Source organism: Clostridium sp. MCC328, from assembly GCF_018785465.1.
GTDB lineage: Bacteria > Bacillota > Clostridia > Lachnospirales > Lachnospiraceae > Pilosibacter > Pilosibacter fragilis.
In genome coordinates this window covers 1-21,845 of the sequence record NZ_WQPW01000070.1, presented here as the reverse complement: position 1 = coordinate 21,845, position 21,845 = coordinate 1, and the positions used below count along the sequence as shown (strand labels likewise).

Below are 21,845 nucleotides of genomic sequence, written 5' to 3'. Positions count from 1 at the left end.
AACATACCCGCTGAATGTTATTGTAATTTCAAGTCGAACATCCGTGAGATTACTCACCACTTAAAAGAGGTGGGAGTCTTCTCGACTGAGATAAAGCTGTCCTTTTCCCGGTCTTAGTGCTTTAAGTCCTCTTTATAGAATTCCTTAAACTCACTGTAGCCTTCTTTTCCGAGCTGTTCCTTCTGGAACTTCTTATTTTTGTTCATCTGGGCTACAAGGACGATCTTTCCCTCCTTGCGGGCAGTCATCGCCTCTTTCATAATGGAAGCAAGCTTCTCAGAGCTCATTCCCTTTTCGAAGAGCCACGCTTCCTTCTCATTTCCGCCCGGAACTGTAAATCCGTTGTCTAAAAGGATCGTAACGATTCTCTCAAAGCCGATGGAGAAACCACAGGCCGGTGTATCCATTCCTGTGAACTTTCCGATCATCTTGTCATATCTTCCGCCGCCCGCTACGGAGCCGCCGAAGCCTTCCATTGATACTTCAAAGATGGTTCCGGTGTAGTATCCCATTCCACGGACTAAGGTCGGGTCGAACGCAAGTTTGAAGCTTCCGTCAGAAACATCGCCGACTGTCTCCATGATCTGCGCAAGATTTTCAGCGGCGCCGTCCTCCAATACACCCGCAAGGATCTCTCCCATACGGCGGACACCTGCGGCATCGTTTGTTGCCTGCCCCATAAGCTCTAAGTATTTATCGGCCGTCTCCTCGGAGTAGCCGTTTTCCATGAGCTCCGCCTTTACGCCATCCGTACCGATCTTGTCCATTTTATCGACGGTGATGAATACCTTATCGATATCTTCCTCCGGGAATCCGCTGTATACGGCCATCGCACGGAGAAGCTTTCTGTCGTTGACGCGTACCTCGAAGCTGTTGTCCGGGCAGATCTTCTTTAACGCGGTCGTTGTCGCGAGGATCAGCTCGATCTCGGCCTGATTCGTTGCGTCACCGAGAATATCGATATCACACTGGACGAACTGTCTGAAACGTCCCTTCTGCGGACGGTCCGCGCGCCATACGCTGCCTACCTGAAGTGCCTTAAACGGAGACGGAAGGTTTGCGGAGTTGTTGGAGTAATATCTGGATAACGGAAGTGTCAGATCATAGCGGAGTCCGCCGTCTGCCAGATCGTTCTCCGTCTCTGCTGCCTCGATATTTAATTTCTCACCGCGCTTTAAGATCTTGAAGATCAGCTTCTCATTGTCGCCGCCCTGTTTGCTAAGGAGGTTCTCAATGTGCTCCACGCACGGAGTCTCGATCGCGGAAAATCCGAAGCCGCGGTAAGTCTCTTTGATCTGGTTCAGCACATAATCCCGGATCTGCATCTCTGCCGGGAGAATATCTTTCATGCCGGTGACCGGCTTTTTCTTTAATGCCATAAAGCTACCTCTGTTTCTCTCTTTATCGCGCAATTTCACGCCTACGTTCACCATAATACGCTGATTGCCTTAGGTTTTCAAGGGTTTTTTCTTTCCTTAATAAAAGTATTATATTTTTCGGACATGGATAAGTCAACTTATTTTGTGAGTCTTTCCCATCCCTCAGCGAAAAGATCGTTACTGTACACGGGTAGGAATTTTCTGAACTGAAAATTCCGTACAGTACAGTGGTGGTAGTGGATTTTGCCGATTTGGAATGCGAAGCATCGGCAAAATCAGTTACTGTTTGCGCAAGGCGTGAACAGTAACAAAAGAGCGGCGGGATCAGCCACCTGCATAGAAAAAGGACCTCCGCCAGGGAACGGAAGTCCTTTTTCCTTATATTATACGTTTTCCTACAGTCCGGTCCAGCCGATGCTCTGTAAGACCGTTAAGGATACGAATGAGAGGATCACCTGACATCCGAGGAGCGGCATGAGCCACTTTGCGTATTTTGTCCAGTCTGTCTTTGCGATCGCGAGGGAACCCATCAGAGTACCTGCTGTCGGGAAGAGGCAGTTGGAGAAGCCGTCACCGAACTGGAATGCCTGTACAGCAACCTGTCTTGTGATGCCTGCAAGATCAGCAACCGGAACCATAAGCGGCATAACTGCTACAGCCTGTCCGGAACCGGACGGAATGAAAAGGTTGATAATCAGGTTTGCGACGAACATGAAGTTCGCTCCGAGGATGGAACCCATTCCGGACATCGGGATGGACAGCCAGTAAACGATCGTATTTAAGATGTTTCCGCTTGCAAGGATCACAGAAATACCATTTGCGAAGCCGACAATGAACGCGGCGTTTACCATCTTGGAACAGCCACCGATAAATACCTTCGTTGTTCCGTTGATACCCATACCATTGAGAAGGCCAACAACAACCGCAAGTGTAAAGAATGTAGCTGCGATCTGATCATAGCTCCATTTATATTTTACAGAGCCAACCAGGATTGCCGCAACCGCTACGACAAGACCGATCAGGCTGATCAGGTGCTTCGTTGTTAAATGTGCTTCGATCGCCTTCGCTCCATCTTTTCCTGCGCCCATGCTGTCAGATGCACTCATGCCAGCTTCATAGTTTAAGCTCTTCTTCGGATCCGCCTTGATGGTTTTCATGTAACGGATCGTAAAGAAATAGCAGAGCGCGAAGTTGATGATGTTTAATACGACGCGGACACCGAAACCGGAGAAGATCGGGAGCTCCGCGATCGGCTGTGCAATACCGATACTGGAGGCGTTCGCCCAGCCTACGTTAAATCCGGAGTAAGCGCCCATGTATACAAGCAGGAAGCCTGTGAAGGAATCATATCCTAAGTTTGTTGCAAGGATGATTCCGATCGGGATCAGGGCAACGACCGGGTTTGCGAAAACGCCTGCTGCGCCGCCGATGGACATAAATGCCATTACTAAGAATACAAGTACGTTTACATTTAAGTTCTGCTTGGAAGCAAGTTTTCCGAACGCAGCGTGGATCGCTCCTGTCTTTTCAAGGATCTCAACGGCACCGCCGACAAACATGACCATGACCATTAACTTTGCGGCTTTGTAGAATCCCTGTACGACTGCCATGATGGTTGCCCACGGACCGACCGGGGAAGCTTCTACGGTGTGATAGGTACCTGCGATAACCTTGTTTAAGTTGCCCACTTTCTCTGTATCGAATTCACCTGCCGGAACGATCTAGGTCAGGATGGCGCAGACGATCATGAGCATGAATAACAGTGCACATGTACTTGGAATCTGCAGCTTTTTCTTGTTGTTTTCCATAAGTATTCTCCTTTATCTTAAGAAATCTCTCGCATACTGGATGATGACGGATGCGCCTGTGCGGATGCACTTCTCATCAAATACGTTTTTAGAGTTATGAAGACCGTGTCTGGAATTCGGATCCTCGTTATTTCCGGATCCTAAGCGGAACTGTGCGCCCGGTCCGAACTTCGGGAAGAGAACAGAAAAGTCCTCGGAACCCATTGACGGATTCTTCACGTAGGAAACATGGTCAGCACCAATGGTCTTTGCAGCGGCCTCAGCAACTGCCTCGATGATGGAATCGTCATTTACGAGCGGCGGAACTCCGATTTCCCATTCAATCTCCGCAGTTCCTCTCATGGACTTGGCGCAGCCTTTTACGACGCGGTCGATGGCAGCCATCATTTTTTTGCGGCAGTCCGGATCAAGGCTTCTCAGTGTTCCATGCATCTCCACATAATCCGGGATGATATTGTTTACGGTTCCGCCGTGGATGCTGCCGATGGTAAGAACGCCCGGATATACCGGATAGTTTTCACGGGAGATCACGGTCTGAAGCTGTGTGATCACATAACCGGAGATTACGACCGGATCGATGCAGTTTTCCGGATGAGCGCCATGTCCGCCCTTTCCTTTGATCCTGATATTAAAGAAATCGTTGGACGCGTTTGCCGGCCCCTTCTTTAATCCGATGCTTCCGGCATCGATCTCCGGCGATACGTGGAGACCGATAAATGCGTCCGGTTTCGCAACCTGCGTGAAATTGCAGTCGACAAGCTCTCCGGCTCCCATATGCTCTTCTGCCGGCTGGAAGATCAGCATGACCGTTCCGGCAAGCTCCTCACGGATCTCTGATAATACCTTCGCGCAGTAGAGAAGCACGGTTGTGTGGATATCATGTCCGCAGGAATGGCAGGCACCATCATTCTCGGAGGCGAACGGAAGTCCTGTGAGTTCCTTCATCGGAAGTGCGTCGATATCCTCGCGGATCGCAACGGTTTTTCCCGGTTTTCCGCCGCGGATAACGGCAACAACGCCGGTCTTCATCCCGATCTCAGCGATCTCCACACCGTATTCCGTCAGTTTTTCGCGGATGAACTCCGTTGTCTTATATTCCTTGTTGCTGAGTTCCGGATGTCTATGAATATGCCTGCGAATGGCAATCATTTCATCTTCATACTTTGCTGTGAGACTCATTGTATCCATATTGAAGTACCCCTTTCCAATTTGTTTATAAAATTTTAATATTTTCATTATAATATATTCCTCTTTGAAACTCAACCACTTTAACATGATAATACTATAAAAAATAGATATGCCTGCCATAATCAATTTTTTCTTTCGAGGCAGAAAGGATCCGGTATAGGATTCCCCGGATCAGGGAATCCTTCCGGAAAGCAGCGTCGTTACTGTACACGCATGCGTGTACAGTAACGTGATTTTGCCGATGCTTCGCATTCCAAATCGGCAAAATCTGCTACCAGAAGTGTATCGTACGGAATTTTCAGTTCAGAAAATTCCTACCCGTGTACAGTAACGCAGCGTCCTAAAACAACCGCAACAAAACGATTGCAATTTATGCCAAAAAATTTTATAATGGTTGGTATATTTCAGGAGTGTCTGCTTTTGTCGAAAATGCCGTGAAAACGATGGATTTCTGTGGCAGGCATGACCGGATGGTACGCTAAAAGTGAAGGTGGGAGATATTATGGAAGAAAACAAACTGAAAACGATCGAAGGCGATCTGGAAGCGCCTGCTGATTTCACAAGTCCTGATGTTCTTTACCGGGATCTTGTTGCCAGCATCAGAAAGTACCATCCGTCCGATGATCTGAGCATGATCGAGAAGGCATATCAGCTTGCGGATAATGCCCATAAAGACCAGAAGCGAAAATCCGGGGAACCGTATATTATCCATCCGCTCTGTGTGGCGATCATCCTCGCGGATCTCGAGATGGATAAAGAGACGATTGCAGCCGGACTTCTCCATGACGTGGTGGAAGATACCGTGTATACAGAGGAACAGCTCGCCGAGTTGTTCGGAAAAGAGGTCGCCCTCTTAGTCGACGGCGTTACAAAACTGACCCAGTTATCCTGGTCGGCAGATAAGGTGGAAATGCAGGCGGAGAACTTAAGAAAAATGTTCCTCGCAATGGCAAAAGATATCCGTGTCATTATCATCAAGCTTGCGGACCGTCTCCACAATATGCGGACGCTTCAGTACATGCGGCCCGAAAAACAGAAGGAGAAGGCGAGGGAGACCATCGAGATCTACTCCCCTCTTGCTGACAGGCTCGGTATTTCCAAGATCAAGATCGAACTGGACGATCTCGCCTTAAGATATCTGGAACCTAATGTATACAAAGAACTGGAAGAAAAGATCGCCCTGACAAGCGAAGCACGCCAGAAATTCATCGATGACATTATCGCTGAGATCAAGACCCACATGGAAAACGCGGAGATCATGTGCGAGGTCAACGGACGCGTCAAGCACTTCTTCAGCATTTATAAGAAGATGTTAAACCAGCACAAGACGCTGGATCAGATCTACGATATCTTTGCAGTCCGCATCATCGTGGATTCCGTAAAAGATTGTTACGCGGCACTGGGTGTCATCCATGAAATGTACAAACCGATCCCCGGCCGTTTTAAAGATTATATCGCGATGCCGAAGCCGAATATGTATCAGTCTTTACATACGACACTGATCGGCACGAACGGTCAGCCGTTCGAGATCCAGATCCGTACCTTCGAGATGCACCGCACAGCGGAATATGGTATCGCCGCCCATTGGAAATATAAAGAGAGCGGCAGCGGACAGGTTGCTGCCGGTGATGAGGCGAAGAAGTTAAGCTGGCTGCGCCAGATCCTTGAGTGGCAGCAGGATATGTCCGACAACAAGGAATTCTTAAATGCCATCAAGAGCGACCTCGATATGTTCTCCGACAGCGTGTACTGTTTTACACCGACCGGAGACGTAAAGGCACTGCCAAGCGGCTCCACACCGATCGACTTCGCTTACTCGATCCACACGGCTGTCGGAAACAAGATGGTGGGCGCGAGAGTCAACGGAAAGCTCGTAAATATTGACTATGTGATCCAGAACGGTGACCGGATCGAGATCATGACATCCCAGAATTCCAAGGGACCAAGCCGTGACTGGTTAAATATCATCAAGAGCAGCCAGGCGAGAAACAAGATCAACGCCTGGTTCAAGCAGGAGCGGAAGGCCGACAATATCTTAAAAGGCCGCGAAATGATCGACCGCTACTGTAAGGCAAAGGGGATCAACTTCTCCGATATCAATAAGCCGGAGTTTGTGGATAAAGTATTAAAGCGCTACGCCTTTCAGGACTGGGATTCCGTTCTGGCATCCGTCGGACACGGCGGATTAAAAGAGGGGCAGGTCATCAACAAGATGATCGAGGAGCGCACAAAGAAGCTGAAACGCGAAGTGACCGATGCGACGATCCTTGATGCCATCGGTGACAACAACAAACCTGCTGTGGTTCCGATCAAGGGCAGCAAATCAAAGAGCGGCATTACCGTAAAGGGAATCCATGATCTTGCGGTTCGTTTCTCCAAGTGCTGCAGCCCGGTTCCGGGCGACGAGATCGTTGGTTTCGTGACGAGAGGCCGCGGAATTACGATCCACAGAACGGACTGTATCAACGTCTTAAATCTCCCGGAGATCGAGAGAAGCCGCCTGATCGACGCAGAGTGGCAGGGCGTTGAGGAGGACAACAGTGCCGCAACCTACTCCACAGAGATCTCGATCTTCGCGAACAACCGGATCGGAATGTTCGTGGATATCTCCAAGATCTTTACAGAGCGCGAGATCGACATCAAGACGATGAACTCCCGCGTGAACAAGCAGGGCAAAGCGACGATCACCATGAGCTTCGATATCCATGGAATCGAAGAATTAAACAACCTGATGGCAAAGCTGCGCCAGATCGACGGCGTGCTGGATATTGAGAGAACCACGGGCTGATTAAAATTTAGATAACTCTGCATTCAGGTATGTGAAAGTGCGCCGTGAGTGCGGTGATAAAGGTCTGCCGGAGGTACTACGGACGGCAGGCCTTTTTATACACGAATGTTTGAGAACCACAGCAGAAAACTGTACCGGCATAAAGGCGAAGCACTTCTCTTTATGCTGTTGAAAATGGAGGAAAGTAAACTATGAGCGAGATCCGCATCAAGACTCTGGTAGTTGGCATGGTTGGAACCAACTGCTATCTGGTCTATGATCATGAGACAAAACGAGCTGCCGTTATCGATCCGGGCGATGGCGCCGGTCAGATCGCCAATATGGCGGTATCCTTGGGGTTAAAGCCGGAAGCGATCCTTCTGACCCACGGTCACTTCGACCATATCATGGCGGCAAAGGAACTGAAGGAGACCTGGAATGTACCGATCTACGCATGCGAAAAGGAGATCGATGTCCTGACGGATGGTCAAAAGAGTCTCGTGGCAGGCTATTTCAGAGAACCGTATACGATCACACCGGATGTCACCGTGAAGGAGGGTGACGAGCTTTCCATCGCCGGATTTACATGGAAAGTATTTGAAACACCAGGACACACCATCGGTTCCTGCTGTTACTATATCGAAAAAGAATCTGTTCTCTTCTCCGGGGATACCCTGTTTGCAGGCTCCTACGGCCGCACAGATTTCCCGACGGGAAGCGGACGCCAGATCGCCGAGTCTGTAAGACGTCTGCTCTCCACACTGCCGGACGACACCATGGTCTATCCGGGGCATATGGACACGACTACCATCGGTTTTGAAAAGAAGTATAATCCTCTTTCGGGGGCAATGAGATGATTGGAATTTTATTGAACGATACTGCTTATGAGCAGGATATCCGGGAGCTTTTGATGGCGTTTTATCCAGGTGAGACTTTTGTCCATGAGAAACAGGACAACGTGGATTTTTATGTGGAGGGAACCTGCACACAGAACGCTGGTGAGACGAAATTTGGCTTGAAGATCACGGATCCGGCGGGGACTGTCGCAGATGAGACCGTATTTCCGATCGACTATGATGTGCGGTTAAACGCAAAGACAACGATCAAGAAAGAGCTTTACGGCATGTTAAAAAAGCGGACGGGAAAAGAACTCCCCTGGGGGACCCTGACCGGTATCCGCCCGACAAAGATCGCCATGACGAGACTTGATCAGGGTGAGGATGAGGAGAGCATCCGTTCCTTCATGCGGGACATGTACCTGACAAGCAAAGAGAAGATCGACTTAAGTGTGGAGGTCGCGAAACGGGAGCGGGAGCTCTTAAGCCATATCGACTATGAGACGGGATACAGCCTCTATGTGGGAATTCCGTTCTGTCCGACCACCTGCCTCTACTGTTCCTTCACCTCCTACCCGATCGGCGCGTGGGAAAAGAAGGTTCATCTCTATCTTGAAGCGCTGTTTAAAGAATTAGACTATGTGGCAGAAAAGATGAAGGGACGTACTCTCGACACGGTTTACTTTGGCGGCGGAACTCCGACGTCCTTAAAGGCCGAGGAACTGGACGCCCTGCTCACAAAGATCGAGAATACCTTTGACCTCTCAAAGGTACAGGAATTCACTGTGGAAGCCGGACGTCCGGACAGCATCACCGAAGACAAGTTCAAAGTTCTCCGTGCCCACAATATCTCCAGGATCTCCATCAATCCGCAGACGATGAAGCAGGCAACTCTGGATCTGATCGGACGCCACCACACCGTGGATATGGTGAAGGAAAAATTCCGCATGGCAAGAGATCTTGGCTTTGACAATATCAATATGGACCTCATCATCGGACTTCCGGAGGAAGATATCGATGACGTCCGCAGCACCATGGAGCAGGTCAGAGAGCTTGCCCCGGACAGCGTGACGGTCCACTCTCTCGCCATCAAGCGTGCAGCGAGACTGAATATCTTCAAGGAGCGCTACGCGAACTTAAAGATCCAGAACACTCAGGAGATGATCGATCTCACCGCGAAGTACGCCCGCGAGATGGGTCTTGAGCCGTATTACCTGTACCGTCAGAAAAATATGGCCGGAAATTTCGAGAATGTCGGCTATGCGGCACCCGGAAAAGCATGTATCTACAATATCCTCATTATGGAGGAAAAGCAGACCATCGTGGCCTGCGGTGCCGGAACCACCACGAAAGTCACGTTCCCGGCGGAAAACCGTCTGGAACGCGCGGAGAATGTAAAGGATGTAGCTTCCTATATCGAGAGGATCGACGAGATGATCGATAGGAAAGAGAAGCTGTTGAGTAAGTTAGTTTAAATATGTCTGCTGCGCTGACCGCAGGATAGCGCAGATCAAACGCCAGATCTGGGCGCATGGAAACAAAATACGCTGTACATGGGGTTTATTCTCCTGTACAGCGTATTTTTTAGATTCGACATCTTTTTTAATTCTTATTTTGCAAAAGTTCTTTCTTTGTAACTTTTCTTGTAACTGTTCAGTAGGTCTGCGCACTTGCTGCGCTGACCGTAAGAAAACATAGGCTGGAAGGCAAAAATCCCATCAGCGAAGCTGATCTGGAATGGATTTTTGCACGTAACTATGAAGGTACTGAATAGTTACCTTTTCTTTTTACCAGGTTTTTCTCATGTATAAAAGTCCAGTGAGATCTGCCAGGATCCAGCCGATTGGGATTGCCATCCAGATTCCTGTCTCGCCGAGGAATGTGGCAGAGAGCACGTAGGCAAGTAACACACGGATTCCGAGGGAGATCACTGTAAGCACCACAGACATCTCCGCCCTCTTGATCGCCCTGTAATATCCGTAAAGCAGGAACAGGCAGCCGATACCAAAATAGAATGCGCCCTCGATCCTGAGATAACGGACGCCGGAGGCGATGACCGCTGTCTCTGCGGAACTCACGAAGATCTGCATGAGCGGTGCCGCGAAGGCAAAGACCAGCGCTGAGATCACAAGGCTGAATACCGTGCTGATGGCAAAGGATTCCTTTGTGCCGCGGCGGATCCGTTCTTTATTTCCCGCGCCGTAGTTCTGGGCGATGAAGGTCGAATAGGCGTTTCCAAAGTCCTGAACCGGAAGATATGCGAAGGTGTCGATCTTTACTGCCGCTGCGAAAGCCGCCATGGTGGTGGCGCCAAAGCTGTTTACAAGCCCCTGCACCATGAGGATTCCGAAGTTCATAACCGACTGCTGCAGGCAGGTCAGGGAGGAAAGGCCCGCGATCTCCTTTAAGATTCCGCCGTCAAAGCAAAGATCCTTTCTCTCCGGAAAAAGGCTTCTGCATCGGAAAAGAACGTAGAGCAAAATACCGATCCCGTATACATACTGGGCAAAGATCGTCGCATAGGCCGCACCGGCGATCCCCCAATGAAAGACCGCCACAAATAAAAGATCCCACGCGATGTTTAAGATCGCGGATACCGCAAGAAACACCAGCGGAACCGTAGAGTTTCCCAGTGCTCTTAACAGGCAGGAGAAGAAATTATAGAGGGACGTGGCGAGCAGACCCGCGAAAATGATCAGCAGATACTCTCTCATACCGCCCCAGACCTCCTCAGGGACCCGTAAGAAGCTTAAGATCGGATCAATGAAAATATAGACAACTGCGTTCAAAACAAGCGTTACAGCGAGGATCAGGCCGCAGGCGTGGGCGATGGAGGACTTCAGTGCCCTCTCATCTCCTTTTCCCCTGTAAATGGAAAACAGTGCGCCGGAGCCCATGCTGAGCCCCAGAAAGATCGAGGTCAGGAATGTCATCAGCGTGTAGGAAGATCCCACCGCCGCCAGAGCATTTTTTCCAAGGACACGGCCGACGATCAGGGTGTCCGCGATGTTGTAAAACTGCTGTAAAAGATTTCCTGCCATCATCGGCAGGGCAAATAAAAGAAGGGAGCGTGAGATGCTCCCTTTTGTAAGATCATGGTACATGGAAACTTCACTCCATTATCGTTATGATTGGACGTCCGCGGCTCTGTTTCATGCGGCGGCACCAGTGTTATAATGATAACATGAGTGCGCTGTTTTTACAACCTGTTCCCATTTTTCATATCTGATCATCAGATCACGCCCGTCATTTTTAAGATGATCTGGGCAATGATCGTAGAACCGAGGAATGTTCCCGCGAACGTGAAGATCGCTACGACTACGATCGCAAATCCCTGTTTCTTAAATGTATCCACATCTTTTCCGATGGAGATTCCGGCATATGCAAGGATCGGAGTGCAGAGCGGAAGAAGTCCGATCTTTCCGATCTGTTCGATCGCGTAATCCGCGATCGGGCTGACACCCGGGATCGTGATCAGGATCGCGATAAATGAGATATAGGCGATCGCCGGAAGATTCTTCGGTGAAACCTTATTGATCAGCTCATAAATGATACAGCCCACCAGCGTGCATAAAAGAAGAAGCACGAGCCCGGGCACTGCCTCAAGCGGGGTTACCGGGTTTCCGGCCTTTGATGTACTGATAAAATTGCCGATGGATGCGAAGATGCATACAAGGACAAGACATTTGATTCTTTTAAACCATACTGCTGCGTCCATATGGATCCCTCCTATTCTTCCCCGGCTGCTTTAACTTTTACCTTAGCGCCGATCGGAAGTCCGTCTTTATAATGCCTGTTGTTCTTTGTGAACAGCTTGTACATGAATTCACACATTGGAAGTGCGATGAAAAGACTCATATAAAGGCCATCCACACTGCTCAGCATATTTGAGGTCGCCGCGTAAGCAGTGATCTCCGCTTCCATATCCGGATATGCCTCAACGACTGCCGCAAGGCTGGCAGAAAGCATGGATGCGGAACCTGTTCCACACGCCATTCCAAGCGCGTACGGATGGAAGATATTTAAGGAGCAGAGGAGGGAAACAAAGATACCGTTGAACATGGTTCCGAATACAGTACCTGTGATATATCCACCCATAACACCGATTCCTTCATCTGAATCAAGACCGTATTTATCGGCAACGACCGCAAGGGAGCTCTCTCTTGAAATAGAGAAGGAGGTTCCGATTGCCGCGCGTCCCATATGGAATACAAATACGGCGATCGGGAGCGCTAAAACCGCAGTTCCCAGATTTCCGAATTCCTGAAGGATCAGCGCCGGTCCGGCTTTGACAACCGCGCCGAGGTTCGGTCCGATCGTGGATGCGATCTTTGCTGTCAGCATCATAACGCTGATTCCAATATACGGTGATGCTTCTGTCATCATCTTCTGTGGAATCATTTTCGCGATTCCAAGGATTGCTCCAAGGATCAGTACATACAGCATCGGAAACAGTGAGAAGGACAAAGGCCCGAAACTGAATTTTTTGGTGCCGATAAATTCGGCAATTACGGTGAGTACGAAAGCAAGTGCATGGATACGCCAGTCTGCCATATGTTCTTTCATATTCAATCCTCCTTTTTTTGTTTTTCGCCTCCGCATGTTTCCCTTTTGCTGAAATCATAGATCTTTCGGCATCTTTGCACAGAAAGACCCGTCTCTTTTCCGCAAACATTTGTCCGCAACGCAGAAACAAGTTAACATTGATTCTATCAGATTTTCACAAAAATGCAAGCGTTTTTTGTTGCATTATGCGAAAAAGCTTTGCTGCTTTATTGTTTTACCACAGTGTGCAAACAAGAATCATTCATTTTGAATTGTGGAATATATTCTATATAATGAAAAATATGCTTTCTTCCTGTGCAACAGAAAAAGAGAGTCCACAGTTTTCTCCTGTTGAACTCTCTTCCCCGGGTAACCTGCATTTTCCGATACTCTGCCCGGTTCACGCTATGGTTCCTTTGTCATCATTACATTCATATACTGGTACGGGATCTCAATCCCCTCTTTGTCAAATGTTAACTTGATCGCCTCTGTGATGGACCACTTCGCTGTCCAGTAATCCTCACAGGTCGTCCAGCCTCTGGCGCTTAAAACAACACTGCTGTCTCCCAGCGCATCCACAACGACCTGAACCGGCTGATCCTTCATGATCCCCGGGTTCTCCTCGAAGATCTTTTTCAGGACGTTCTTCGCCTTTAAAAGATCAGAAGAATATCCGATTCCCACATTGATGATCAGGCGGCGTTTTCCGGTCCTTGTGAGGTTTGTGAGCGGCGCGCTGGACACGGAGCTGTTCGGGATCGTGATGACCCGGTTATCCGTTGTCAGGAGCGTCGTGTATACAAGGCCGATGGACTCAACGGTTCCTTCCCCGGAGCTCGTGCTGATATAATCGCCCACCTTAAACGGTTTCAGGAGCAGGATCAGGGTTCCGCCCGCGAAGTTCGAGAGCGTATTCTGCATCGCAAGGCTGAAGGCCAGAGTGACGGTACCGATGACCGCCACGAAGGAGGTCGTCTTGATCCCTAACTGATCCGCCGCCATGAATACCATAACGCCGAAGAGAACTGCATGAAGCAGCATGTCCAGAAACTTTTTTAACGTGATCTCCACCCCGGCGCGGTCCATGATCTGACCAGCTGCCCTGCGGGCGATCCTGATGATCCGCAGTCCCACGAATACGATGACCGCCGCCCAGAAGACTCTGGTTCCGTATTTGATGAGCGCTGCGGTTAGAATATCCAATGTATGTTCTTTCATGTCATTTCACCTGTTGTTTCCCGGATATTTCTGTCCTGTATTTAATTTCTGCGCTGACTGCCCCAATCAGTCAGGCACAAATTTCAGTGCCGGCTCTCGCGCGCCGTCTTTATGATCTGCCCAACCTTCTCGGAGATCACATCCAGCGGGCTCGCCGGCAGCTTTACCGATGGCTGCCGTGCCGGGCGCTTTCTCTTCTCCGCCGTTTTCTTTTTCTCCGGCTCCGCCTCTTCCTCATACGGAGTGCAGGAGAATACAGCTGTGGACATCGGAGCAAGGTTGATGGCAATGGAATTCTTTCTCGTATCCCACTCCTCTTTCTTCGACATCTTGACTCTCGGGTTTACCATGCCGCTGCCGCCGAACTGCTTTGCATCACTGTTTAAGATCTCCTTATACTTTCCCGCAAACGGAACGCCGAGACGGAACTTCTCATGCTCCACCGGAGCGAAATTGCAGACAAAGAGCAACGTCTCTTCCGGCTTTTCCGTTTTTCTCTCAAATATAACGATATTTTCATCGTTGTATGTGCAGTTGATCCACTCGAAGCCCTCCGGCTCGTAGTCCATCCTGTAGAGCGCCGGCTGTGTGCGGTATAGGTGGTTCAGTGCTTTCACATAATCCTTCATCTGGCTGTGGATATCATATTTCAAGAGTCCCCACTCCAGGCTCGCCTTCTCGTTCCACTCATCCATCTGGCCGAAATCCTGTCCCATAAACAGAAGTTTCTTTCCCGGATGACCCATCATAAAGCCGTAGGCGGTGCGGAGGTTCGCGAACTTCTTCTCCTGGGTATCCCCCGGCATCTTACCTGCCAGAGAACCTTTTCCGTGGACCACCTCGTCGTGGGAAAATACCAGGACGAACTTCTCGCTGTAGGCATAGAGCATGCTGAAGGTCAGCTCCCCGTAGTGGTCATGGCGGAAATACGGATCGCACTGCATGTAATCCAGGAAATCGTTCATCCAGCCCATGTTCCACTTGAAGTCGAATACAAGTCCGCCATCGTTCTCATCACCGGAGACCTTCGGCCAGGCCGTGGACTCTTCAGCGATCAGGACAGAACCTTTCGTGTCCCTCGCATAGATGGAATTTAAATGCTTTAAGAATTCCACCGCCTCCAGATTCTCATTTCCGCCATAAATGTTTGCGACCCACTCCCCGGCGTTCTTTCCATAGTCCAGATACAGCATGGATGCCACTGCGTCCATCCGAATTCCGTCTGCATGGAACTCCTTCGCCCAGTATAAGGCATTGGAGATCAGGAAGTTTGATACCTGCGGACGTCCGTAATTGTAGATCAGCGTTCCCCAGTGGGGATGGGATCCCTGGCGCGGATCCTGGTGCTCGTAGAGGCATGTCCCGTCAAAGGCTGCAAGGCCGTGGGCATCCCGCGGAAAATGGGCCGGAACCCAGTCCAGGATCACACCGATCCCTTCTTTGTGCATATGATCCATAAACGCCTTGAAATCATCTGGTGTTCCAAAACGGCTCGTCGGCGCGTAGTAGCCTGTAACCTGGTAACCCCAGGATTCATCCAACGGATGTTCCATCACAGGAAGCAGCTCCACATGGGTGTATCCCATCTCTTTCACATAGGCTGCCAGCTTCTCCGCGATCTCCCGGTAGTTGTAGAACTGGCTGCCGTTGATGTCCTCACCGTTCTCATTCTGTGCTACCGTTTTCTGCATCCAGGAACCAAGATGGACCTCATAGATGGACATCGGGGAATCCTTCAGGCGGTCTTTCGCCGCTGCCCGCTCTTTGATCCACTCATCATCGTTCCATTTGTAACCGGACATATCCCAGACAACAGATGCCGTATTCGGGCGGAGCTCCGCATAGTTTCCGTACGGATCCGCCTTCAGCATCGGAAGTCCTGCTTTTGTCTTGATCTCATATTTGTAGATCGCGCCGGGCTTCAGGTTCGGGATAAAGATCTCGTAGATCCCCGACGGACCTCGCTTTTTCATCTGGTGGCGTCTTCCGTCCCAGAAGTTGAAATCGCCCACAACGCTGACGCGCATCGCATCCGGCGCCCACACCGCAAAGTGAACGCCCTCGATCCCGGCTTCCACCGCCGGATGTGCCCCGAATTTCTCATAGGAATCATAATAGATCCCCGCACCGAACTTCCGCACTTCTTCCTCTGTAAACGCGGTGTGGAACTGATAGCTGTATGGGTCAACGATTTCCTCGCTGTCCCCGTCTGTGTAAGTGATACAGAAATGGTACGGAACCAGTTCTTTTCGATCTTCTAAAAGCACCGCGAAAAAGCCGTTCTCGTCTGCCATTTCCATTGGGAACAATTCCCCGCCGATTTTTACGGACACCTTCTCCGCGTTCGGCAGAAAAGCCTGGATCAGAAGACCTTCCTTTATCACATGTTCCCCTAAAAGCCGTCCCGGATCGCTCGCCTCGGAATAGACAAGTTCCTCGATTCCGGCCCAATCCATCAGATCATATAAGATTTTTTCCATTCAGCACTCCCCCTGCTGCATCCGCATGCCTTTCTCTTGGCACGCTCCGCAAAAAATGATCAGATCCATCAGCGGATGATAATCGCCCGCAATTTTCTTAACAGTATTTTAACATTTTCGCTTTGGTGATACAAGTATTATCACAAAGTCTGGAACATAAATCTGTGAAAATGGTTGCTGTTCTCTCCTGCACAAACTATAACTGAAAATGTTCTCTGCACAGCAAGCATTTTCCGGATCGCAATTCCGTATTTCAGGCTGCTGCCTTCTTGTTATTCGTATTTCGTCTACGGATTTCGCCGGATTTCCTGATGGAAATAAAAAACTTCCTTACCTTTTTCGAAATTCCCTTGCGAAACTTGACAATTTATCATAAACTCTTTATTGTATGCATACGGGCAATCGTATTTACTCTTACAGTATATCCTTCCCGTAAATATTAGTCAAACGAGGTTATGATCATTTATATGGAAAATAACGAAAAAGAAAAGAAAGAAAAAACAGGCTGGGTCGCAGAGCTCATCAGCTGGGTGCAGGTTCTCGTATCTGCCGCTGTGATCGCCTTCGTGCTCACCACTTTCGTCATTGCAAACAGTGAAATCCCAACAGGTTCCATGGAAAACACTATCATGGCAGGAAGCCGTGTCATCGGCTCCAGACTCCATTACAAATTCTCTGAACCGGAACGCGGCGATGTAGCAATCTTCGTTTTTGGCTGGCAGTGCCCACAGTGCGGTGCGATCATAGAGGGCGATAAGCAGGATACCTGCCCGGCCTGCGGTTCCGAAGTCGGAAAGCGCGGCCACACGATCTACTATGTGAAGCGCGTGATCGGTATGCCTGGCGACGTGATCGATATCGTGGACGATCAGGTCTATTTAAACGGATCTGACACACCGCTCGACGAACCGTACATCGCAGAGCCGATGAACCAGCATGAAACTTACCATTTTGAAGTTCCGGAAAACTGCTACTTCATGATGGGCGACAACCGCAACTACTCCCTGGATGCCCGCTACTGGCAGAACCACTACATTTCCAGAGACAAGATGGTTGCCAGGGTATTCTTCGAATACTTCCCGACACCAAAGGTAATCCACTAAGGTGGAATCCGGCATATATCATTTACTTACACACAGGAGACAGATTATGAAGAAGGTTGTAAAATTTGGCGGCAGCTCCCTCGCAAGTGCCCGTCAGTTTAAAAAAGTAAAGGCAATCATCGAAGCCGACAAGACCCGTTGCTATGTTGTTCCGTCGGCACCGGGAAAAAGAGACAGCAAAGACACAAAAGTGACCGACATGTTATACCAGTGCTACGACGCTGTATGCGCAGGCGAAAGCTATAAGCGCATCCTTGACCAGATCAAGAAGCGCTACACCGATATCATCGACGGTCTTGATTTAAACTTAAACCTTGATTTCGAATTTGCGAAAATTGAGGAGAACTTCTTAAAGAAAGCCGGACGCGACTACGCGGCTTCCAGAGGAGAATACTTGAACGGCATCATCGCCGCAAATTACCTCGGTTTCACCTTCGTGGACGCAGCCGATGTGATCCGCTTCGACGCTGAGGGAAATTTCCTCTCCGAGGAGACAAACGAGGAGATGCGTGAGCATCTCGCTTCCTTAAAGCAGGCAGTCATTCCTGGCTTCTACGGTGCTAAGCCGGACGGAACAATCCATACCTTCTCCCGCGGCGGTTCCGATATCACAGGTTCCATCGTAGCACGCGCGGTCCAGGCAGACCTCTATGAGAACTGGACTGACGTTTCCGGTTTCCTTGTAGCAGATCCGAGAATCGTCGAGAATCCAGCTCCGATCGAAACCATCACCTACACCGAGCTCCGTGAGCTCTCCTACATGGGTGCAAGTGTCCTTCATGAGGACGCAATCTTCCCGGTAAGAAAAGCCGGAATCCCGATCAATATCCGTAACACGAACCGTCCGGAAGATCCGGGTACCATGATCGTCGAGAATACCAGCAAGCGTCCGCACTACACTATCACAGGTGTTGCCGGAAAGAAGGGCTTCTGCGCTATGAACATCGACAAGGCAATGATGAACTCCGAGATTGGGTTTGGGAGAAAGGTTCTTGAGGTATTCGAGAAGAACGGCATCTCCTTCGAGCACATGCCGTCAGGAATCGACACCATGTCCGTTCTCGTTCACCAGGATGAGTTCCAGGAGAAAGAGCAGTCTGTTCTCTCCGGTATCCAGCGCTCCGTTCATCCTGATGTTGTCACATTAGAGTCCGACCTCGCTGTGATCGCAGTCGTAGGCCGCGGCATGAAGGCAATGCGCGGAACTGCCGCAAGAATCTTCGCGGCCCTCGCACACGCTAAGATTAACGTAAAAATGATCGACCAGGGATCCAGTGAGCTGAACATCATCATCGGCGTTACAAATGATGATTTTGAGCCGGCGATCCGGGCAATCTACGATATCTTCGTAAAAACTGAATTATAATCCATAAATGAGTTTTCCCCCACATAGGCGGTTTGTTAATCACCTGTGCGGGGGCTTTTTTATTCAAGTCCCTTTTATCCTTTTTCATCTGCGCCTGTCTCTGTGCCTCCAGGCCTCTTCTGTTCCATTCAGCAATCCCATCTAAGCCTTATAAACCAAGCCGTTTTCTTATTTTCCTGCTCTTTTTCAGGATTGAAGAGAATGGATTGGGTGGGCTTGGGAATGGGATGCTTGTGAGGGTGACAGAGGCAAAAAAAGAAGCAGGACCAGACGAATTTCTTTGAAATTCATCTGACTCTGCTTCATGTTTTTTATATTCTTTTTTGCTCGGTCACTTGGATGGGTCTTGGTGAGCCGAGAACAAAGAGTCTTATTTGCTCTGGGTCATTCGCGGGTTTGCCATTACGATCTATAAGCCTCTATGAACTTATAAAGGAACCGGGAATTTATATTGCTCTCTCGTCCCTGGAGCCTAAGAACCTGGACTATGCAGTTCATTCCTTCCCAGCAGAAAACCTTATGTCGCGTCCAGTAATCCTTTCACTCTCCAAGACTCCGGCCGCCGATGCTTTTTGTTTGAATCTTCCTCATCAGCGAACCCTTCCAACTGGAAACAGTTGGGGTGAAAATCTCCGCAAGATTCATCGCTCACCTGTGTCTCTGAAGGAAGTAGATTATGATGATAATTCTTTTGAATGTGTATTGCTCGTAAAGGTCAAACCACTCGCCTTTCACTAAAACCATTTTTAGTGCATACTTGAGAAAACCAATAGATTTTTTCAAGGAGGGACTAAAGACTATGGATCAGTGTACCCGTGAAGTTCGTGCAGAGTACTGGCGAAAGATCATCCAGGCTTGTGGGCAGAGACCAGCTGGACAATCAGCGAAACGATGGATGGACGAAAACGGCATCCGGGAGCAAAGCTACTACCACTGGCAACGGCGCTTCCGACAACAGGCTTATGCGGAAATGAAGGAGAACGTCTCAGTTCCTGTTGTAACCGGAAAATCGGAGCTGGATTTTGTTGAAATTCCGTGTACTGCCGTTTCGGAAACACACACGCATCCAATCTCCCATGAACCAGCCGCTGTTATCCGGACCGCGTTACTTCAGATCGAAATCTCCAATGACATTTCAGATACTCTTCTGAGCCATATCTTACGGGAGGTGTCCCATGCTTGAAGACGCATCCGGGATCCGTCGTGTAGTCCTTGCGTGCGGTACTGTTGATCTGAGAAAAGGGATCGATGGTCTAGCAACGATCATCGGCGATCGGTATGGACAGAATCCTTTCGAGAAAGGAACCCTGTTCCTGTTTTGTGGGAAACGTTCTGACCGGTGCAAGGGGCTTTTATGGATGGGAACGGGGTTTCTGCTTTTGTACAAAAGATTTGAGGACGGAAGATTATCCTGGCCAAGAAATATCCAGGAAGCGGCAGAACTTACAGAGGACCAGTACAGGTACCTCATGACAGGATTAAATCCCCTGGATCCCAGGATCAAAGACGTTGATCCGAAGCATATCTATTAAAACGTTTGTGAAAAACAGAGAAAATAAAACGCCAGTCTGACCGCCAAAAAGGGCGGTGTCTATTAATGGAATACTCTCCGATGAGACGAACCGTTTGTCCTGTATGAAGATAAAAAAGAGAACTTTTGATTTTAAATGCCTCGCATTTCAAGTGACTGGAACAGGGCATCTGGAGACGTTCCGGGTAGGTAAAAATGACGGACCGGTATGGAAACCGGATTGGCATTTATCACCGATTTCTGCTATACTTTCCTTAGAAAGAAAGGCGGACATCATGTGTAAAAAATTCACTCCGGATGAACTGAATCAGATGGAACATACAGCAAAAAACGATGTTATCTTCCAGATGCAGGACCGGCTCGACAAGCTGGAACAGAACTATGAAACCCTCATAGAACAGGTCCGGCTTGCAAACCAGCAGCGTTTTGGTCGCCAGACAGAAAAACTGGATGATATCGCGGGGCAGCTCTCCTTTTTTAATGAGGCTGAAGCGAATTACGATGAAACCGCCCCTGAACCGGTCATGGAAGAGGTTATCGAATCCGCAAAAAAGAGGTCCCGTAAGTCTAAAAAGAAGGGACAGAGGGAAGAAGACCTGAAAGATTTCCCACAGGAAGAGATTTCTCATGATATACCGGAGCAGGAATTAAACGAAGCTTTTGGTTCGGGGAACTGGAAAAGCATGCCGGATGAGATCTTCTGGCAACTCCGGTTCGAACCGGCCAGATGGATTGCGGAGAAACATGTCATCAAAGTGTATGTCGGAACGGATGGGGCGCATCAGGATGAATTCCTCCGTGGAGATCATCCGGCAACTTTATTTAAAGGCAGCATTGCGACCCCTTCTCTTGAAGCCGCGATCATCAACTCTAAATATGTAAACAGCAACCCACTCGACCGGATCTCCAGGGATTTTGGAGCGAACGGATTGAATCTGTCCAAGCAGACGATGTCCAACTGGACTGTATGGACGGCAGAGCGCTACTTATCAGTCGTATACGAGATGATGAAGCAATGCCAGCTGAAAGCCCATGTAAACCAGTGCGACGAAACGACCGTGGATGTGATCCATGATGGAAGACCCGCAGGCAGCAAAAGCTATATGTGGGTGCATATCACCGGGGAACTTGGCAAGATACCACCGATCATCATATATGAATACCAGAAAACACGCCATAGTGACCATCCCAAAACGTACTATAAGGATTTTTCCGGCATTCTTATGACGGATGGGCTGGAACAGTACCACAAGCTGGAGCGGGATATGGAAGGGATAAAGAACGCAAACTGCATGGCACATGCAAGACGCCATTTCGCAAACGCGATCAAGGCAATCGGAAAAAGCAACCCGGAAGCAATCCAGTCATCTATTGCGTATAAGGCACTGGTAAGGATCGGTGCTGTCTATGATCTGGAAGGTGGACTGAAGGATCTGAGTCCGGAAGAACGGTTAAAAGAGAGACAGAAATGCATCAAGCCCCTGCTGGAAGAATTCTTTGCGTGGATCCATGAAATAAAGTCAGATCAGACGGTCCTTCCCAAGGGCGAAACCGCAAAAGGGATTAACTACTGCCTGAATCAGGAAAAATATCTGAAGGTATTCCTGAGTGATGGGGAAGTGCC

General features: G+C 49.3%; 16 protein-coding genes. 8 read left to right on the top strand and 8 right to left on the bottom strand.

All coding sequences use genetic code 11. The features are described 5' to 3' along the window. Positions 1-113 precede the first annotated feature (113 nt). The 3 genes from hisS to GPK83_RS11475 all read right to left on the bottom strand — a co-directional run bounded on the left by hisS (position 114) and on the right by GPK83_RS11475 (position 4,375). Positions 114-1,379, bottom strand: a complete 1,266-nt coding sequence (gene hisS / locus GPK83_RS11485) for a histidine--tRNA ligase (RefSeq protein ID WP_215704823.1) — start codon at positions 1,377-1,379, stop codon at positions 114-116. A 395-nt stretch (positions 1,380-1,774) separates the two neighbouring features. Continuing rightward, positions 1,775-3,067, bottom strand: a complete 1,293-nt coding sequence (locus tag GPK83_RS11480) for a YfcC family protein (RefSeq protein WP_345941805.1) — start codon at positions 3,065-3,067, stop codon at positions 1,775-1,777. 132 nt (positions 3,068-3,199) lie between these two features. Continuing rightward, positions 3,200-4,375 (bottom strand): M20 family metallopeptidase, encoded by a 1,176-nt coding sequence (locus GPK83_RS11475; RefSeq protein WP_215704822.1) that lies wholly within the window; start codon positions 4,373-4,375, stop codon positions 3,200-3,202. Between the two features lie 502 nt (positions 4,376-4,877). Between GPK83_RS11475 and GPK83_RS11470 the strand changes: the two genes are divergently transcribed. The 3 genes from GPK83_RS11470 (at position 4,878) to hemZ (ending at position 9,453) form a co-directional block, all read left to right on the top strand. Continuing rightward, on the top strand, positions 4,878-7,163 hold the full coding sequence (locus GPK83_RS11470) for a bifunctional (p)ppGpp synthetase/guanosine-3',5'-bis(diphosphate) 3'-pyrophosphohydrolase (protein WP_215704821.1): 2,286 nt from the start codon (positions 4,878-4,880) through the stop codon (positions 7,161-7,163). Positions 7,164-7,354: 191 nt separating this feature from the next. After that, positions 7,355-7,999: an MBL fold metallo-hydrolase gene (locus tag GPK83_RS11465; protein WP_215704820.1), complete on the top strand. Its 645-nt coding sequence runs from the start codon at positions 7,355-7,357 to the stop codon at positions 7,997-7,999. After that, positions 7,996-9,453: a coproporphyrinogen dehydrogenase HemZ gene (gene hemZ / locus GPK83_RS11460; protein WP_215704819.1), complete on the top strand. Its 1,458-nt coding sequence runs from the start codon at positions 7,996-7,998 to the stop codon at positions 9,451-9,453. The genes GPK83_RS11465 and hemZ overlap by 4 nt, the downstream gene beginning before the upstream one ends. A 312-nt stretch (positions 9,454-9,765) precedes the next feature. Here the strand turns inward: hemZ and GPK83_RS11455 are convergent, their stop codons facing one another. The 5 genes from GPK83_RS11455 to glgB all read right to left on the bottom strand — a co-directional run bounded on the left by GPK83_RS11455 (position 9,766) and on the right by glgB (position 16,221). Next, entirely contained in the window at positions 9,766-11,082 is a 1,317-nt protein-coding gene (locus GPK83_RS11455; protein ID WP_215704818.1) for an MATE family efflux transporter, read from the bottom strand. 128 nt (positions 11,083-11,210) lie between these two features. Continuing rightward, positions 11,211-11,696 carry a hypothetical protein gene (locus GPK83_RS11450; protein ID WP_015552559.1) on the bottom strand — a complete coding sequence of 162 codons (486 nt, stop codon included), beginning with the start codon at positions 11,694-11,696 and terminating at the stop codon, positions 11,211-11,213. A gap of 11 nt (positions 11,697-11,707) precedes the next feature. Then, the gene (locus GPK83_RS11445; RefSeq protein WP_117485796.1) at positions 11,708-12,544 is read right to left on the bottom strand and encodes a DUF3100 domain-containing protein; all 837 of its coding nucleotides are present in this window, start codon (positions 12,542-12,544) and stop codon (positions 11,708-11,710) included. 384 nt (positions 12,545-12,928) lie between these two features. Further along, positions 12,929-13,741, bottom strand: a complete 813-nt coding sequence (locus tag GPK83_RS11440; RefSeq protein ID WP_117553288.1) for a mechanosensitive ion channel family protein — start codon at positions 13,739-13,741, stop codon at positions 12,929-12,931. Positions 13,742-13,824: 83 nt separating this feature from the next. Next, entirely contained in the window at positions 13,825-16,221 is a 2,397-nt protein-coding gene (gene glgB / locus GPK83_RS11435) for a 1,4-alpha-glucan branching protein GlgB (RefSeq protein WP_215704817.1), read from the bottom strand. Positions 16,222-16,688: 467 nt separating this feature from the next. On the opposite strand from glgB, the gene lepB reads away from it, so the two are divergent. The 5 genes from lepB to GPK83_RS11410 form a co-directional block, all read left to right on the top strand. Beyond that, positions 16,689-17,324 (top strand): signal peptidase I, encoded by a 636-nt coding sequence (gene lepB / locus GPK83_RS11430; RefSeq protein ID WP_117553286.1) that lies wholly within the window; start codon positions 16,689-16,691, stop codon positions 17,322-17,324. A 46-nt stretch (positions 17,325-17,370) separates the two neighbouring features. Then, positions 17,371-18,690 (top strand): aspartate kinase, encoded by a 1,320-nt coding sequence (locus GPK83_RS11425; RefSeq protein WP_117553285.1) that lies wholly within the window; start codon positions 17,371-17,373, stop codon positions 18,688-18,690. A 799-nt stretch (positions 18,691-19,489) separates the two neighbouring features. After that, positions 19,490-19,873: an IS66 family insertion sequence element accessory protein TnpB gene (locus GPK83_RS11420; protein WP_215704815.1), complete on the top strand. Its 384-nt coding sequence runs from the start codon at positions 19,490-19,492 to the stop codon at positions 19,871-19,873. Then, positions 19,866-20,222: an IS66 family insertion sequence element accessory protein TnpB gene (tnpB, locus tag GPK83_RS11415; protein ID WP_215704814.1), complete on the top strand. Its 357-nt coding sequence runs from the start codon at positions 19,866-19,868 to the stop codon at positions 20,220-20,222. Before GPK83_RS11420 ends, tnpB begins: the two co-directional genes overlap by 8 nt. 274 nt (positions 20,223-20,496) lie before the next feature. After that, the coding region (locus GPK83_RS11410) for an IS66 family transposase (RefSeq protein WP_252196327.1) at positions 20,497-21,845 on the top strand (1,349 nt) is incomplete at its 3' end.